The sequence below is a fragment of the Streptomyces sp. NPDC055078 genome, from assembly GCF_053607985.1.
This window is the reverse complement of the sequence record NZ_JBSGUP010000845.1, coordinates 1-3,060: the sequence shown is the minus strand read 5'-3', so window position 1 is coordinate 3,060 and position 3,060 is coordinate 1. Positions and strand designations below refer to the sequence as shown.

3 protein-coding genes are annotated in these 3,060 nt (G+C 70.8%); 2 read left to right on the top strand and 1 reads right to left on the bottom strand.

Annotation, left to right across the window (positions count from 1 at the left end; all coding sequences use genetic code 11):
• Positions 1–26: 26 nt before the first annotated feature.
• Positions 27–878 carry a phosphotransferase enzyme family protein gene (locus ACWF94_RS37555; RefSeq protein ID WP_453499267.1) on the bottom strand — a complete coding sequence of 284 codons (852 nt, stop codon included), beginning with the start codon at positions 876–878 and terminating at the stop codon, positions 27–29.
• A gap of 348 nt (positions 879–1,226) precedes the next feature.
• Between ACWF94_RS37555 and ACWF94_RS37550 the strand changes: the two genes are divergently transcribed.
• Complete coding sequence (locus ACWF94_RS37550; RefSeq protein WP_453499265.1) at positions 1,227–2,192, top strand: carbohydrate ABC transporter permease; 966 nt, start codon at positions 1,227–1,229, stop codon at positions 2,190–2,192.
• Positions 2,189–3,025, top strand: coding sequence for a carbohydrate ABC transporter permease (locus tag ACWF94_RS37545; protein WP_453499263.1), 837 nt, complete (start codon positions 2,189–2,191; stop codon positions 3,023–3,025). The genes ACWF94_RS37550 and ACWF94_RS37545 overlap by 4 nt, the downstream gene beginning before the upstream one ends.
• Positions 3,026–3,060: the final 35 nt, after the last annotated feature.

Sequence of the window (3,060 nt, the reverse complement as noted above, 5' to 3'; positions counted from 1 at the left end):
GGACCTGGCGGACCAGAAGCTCTAGGTCAGAAGGGGTACCAGCGCACGGTCTCGTCCCCGTCCCGCAGCGACGCCACCCGTCGTTCGAACTCGGCCAGGGCCTTCGGATTGCTCGGCGCGTGCTGGGCCACCCAGGCGCAGCTCGCCGTCTCCCGGGCGCCCCGCAGCACTCGGCATCCCTCCCACTCCCGCACATCCCACCCATACGCCTTGGTGAACGCCTCGTACGCCTCGGGCGCCACTCCGTACCGGTCCCGCGCCAGCGCCATCACCACCAGATCGTGCTCGCGCAGATCCGCGGCGAAGGTCTCCAGATCGACCAGGACCGGCCCGCCGGGGCCGATATGGACATTGCGCGGCAGCGCGTCACCGTGGATCGGCCCCGGCGGCAGTCGCGGGACGAGAGCCGCCGACGCCTCGGCGAAACCGTCCCGCCGCTCCCGCAGATACGCCGCGTCCGCCGGATCGATCGCATCGCCCGCGAGCCGCAGCCAGCGCTCCACCCCGCCCAGCAGTTCCCGCCCCGGCAGCGGGAAGGCGGGCGCGGGCAGGGCGTGCACCAGCCGCAGCAGTCCGGCCAGATCAGCCGGTTCCGCGGGCCGTACCGCGTCCGGCAGCCGCTGCCAGACCGTCACCGGATGGCCCCCGACCAGCCGGGCCCCGGATTCGGCGGGACGCACGGCCGGTACGCCCGACGCCGCCAGCCACCGTCCGATGGCCACTTCGCGCTCCGCGCGCTCCAGCAGTTCCGGGGCCCGGCCGACCTTGACGACCACATCGCCCGCCGCGAAGACCGCGTTCTCCCCGAGGGCCAGCAGTGCCCCATCGGCCCGGTGCCCCGCCGCCGACAGCACCTCCCGTGCCTGTGCCTCGTCCATCGCCGTGCCACTCCCGTTCTCACCCGTCCGAACACCGCCCGGTGAAACGCAGCCCGGTGAAACGCAGCCCGGTGAACGCCGCCCGGTGAACACCGGCCGTGCGAATCCCGAGGCGGCCGAATCCCACCGGACCCCGAATCCCACCGGATCCGGCATCTCACCGGCTCCGGCATCTCACCGGACCCCGAATCCCACCTGGTACGTATCCCACTGTCCCAGCTGTACGAATGCGCCAAAGTCTCGCATCCGTACGACAGCCTCCTTGACGAACCGACGGTCCGTCAGCACGATGACGGAGGCCATCACAACGGCCAGACAGGTACGGATACGCCCAAAGGAGACGAATCCGTGACGCTGGCGACCAAGGCCCCACCACCCAGAAAGCATCTGGACCACGGGGCCTGGTTCCTTGTCCTCCCGGCCCTCATCCCGATCCTGCTGCTCAGCGTCGGACCGCTGCTGTACGGCATCGCCCTCGCGTTCACCGACTCCCAGGCCGGACGGACCGAGCCCACCCGGTGGATCGGCACCCTGAACTTCCGGGACCTGATCCACGACACCCTGTTCTGGGACTCCTTCGGGATCGGGCTGCTCTGGGCCGTCGGTGTGACCGTCCCGCAGTTCGCCCTCGCGCTCGGCCTCGCGCTGCTCCTCAACCAGAATCTGCGGCTGCGCTGGCTGGCCCGCTCCCTCGCGATCATCCCCTGGGCGATGCCGGAGGTGGTCGTCGGCATCATGTGGCGGCTTGTCTACCACCCCGACGCGGGCATCCTCAACGAGTCCATCCGCGACCTCGGCCTCGGCGACGGACGCGACTGGCTGTCCGGGCTCGGCACCGCCCTGCCCGCCGTGATCCTCGTCGGCATCTGGGCGGGGATGCCCCAGACCACGGTCGCCCTGCTCGCGGGCCTCCAGAACACCCCGGACGAACTCCACGAGGCCGCCGCCCTCGACGGCGCGGGAGCCTGGCGGCGGTTTCGCACCGTCACCTGGCCCGCGCTCAGACCCGTCGCCCTGGCGATCACGGCGCTCAATCTCATCTGGAACTTCAACGCCTTCGCCCTGGTGTACGTGCTCACCGGCGGCGGCCCCGGCGGACGCACCCGGCTGCCCATGCTCTTCGCCTACGAGGAGGCGTTCCGCTACGGCCAGTTCGGGTACGCCGCCGCGATGGGCTGCGTCATGGTCGCGGTGATCTCGGTGCTGCTCGCCGTCTTCCTGGTGGCACGGCTCTCCGGCGGCGACTCCCGGGCGGGACGGCTGTCCGGCGGCGGCATCCGGGCGGGACGGCTCAAGGGAGGCGACGAACGGTGATCCGTACCGGCCGGGCCGGGCGCGCGGGGCAGTACCTCGCCCTCCTCTGCTACCTCGTCTTTCTCGCCTTCCCCTTTCTGTGGCTGATCTCCACCGCCTTCAAACCGCCCCGGGAACTCGGCTCGCTCCACCCCACCTGGATTCCCGCCGACCCGACCCTCGACAACTTCCGCCAGGCGTTCGACGAACAGCCCCTGCTCCAGGCGGCGGCCAACAGTCTGATCGCCGCCCTGTCCGCCGCCCTCGTCGCCGTGGTGATCGCCACCCCCATGGCGTACGTCATGGCCCGCCACCGGAGCCGGATCACCACGGCCGCCACCGGCTGGGTGGTGATCAGCCAGGCGTTCCCCTTCGTCCTGGTGATCATTCCGCTGTTCCTGGTCCTGAAGAATCTGCGGATGATCAACACCCTGTGGGGGCTGGTCCTGGTGTACGTCGTCTGGTCGCTGCCGTTCGCGCTGTGGATGCTGGTCGCCCATGTCCGCGCCGTGCCCCGCGAACTGGAGGAGGCGGCGGCCGTCGACGGCGCGGGCAGATTGCGCATACTCGTCTCGGTCACCGCGCCGCTGCTCGCGCCCGGGATCGCCGCGACCGCGATGTTCGCCTTCGTCACCGCATGGAACGAGTTCTTCTTCGCGCTCGTCCTGCTCAAGACCCCGGAGAAGCAGACCTTGCCGGTCGTCCTGACCCACTTCCTGGGCGCGGAGGGCGTCGCCGACCTCGGGCCGCTGGCCGCCGCCGCGTTCCTCGCGACCATCCCCTCGCTCGTCCTGTTCGCGCTCGTCCAGAAACGGATCACGAGCGGGATGCTGGCCGGGGCGGTGAAGTCCTGATGCGCGCCCGCCCGCTGATGGTGGCGACCGTACTG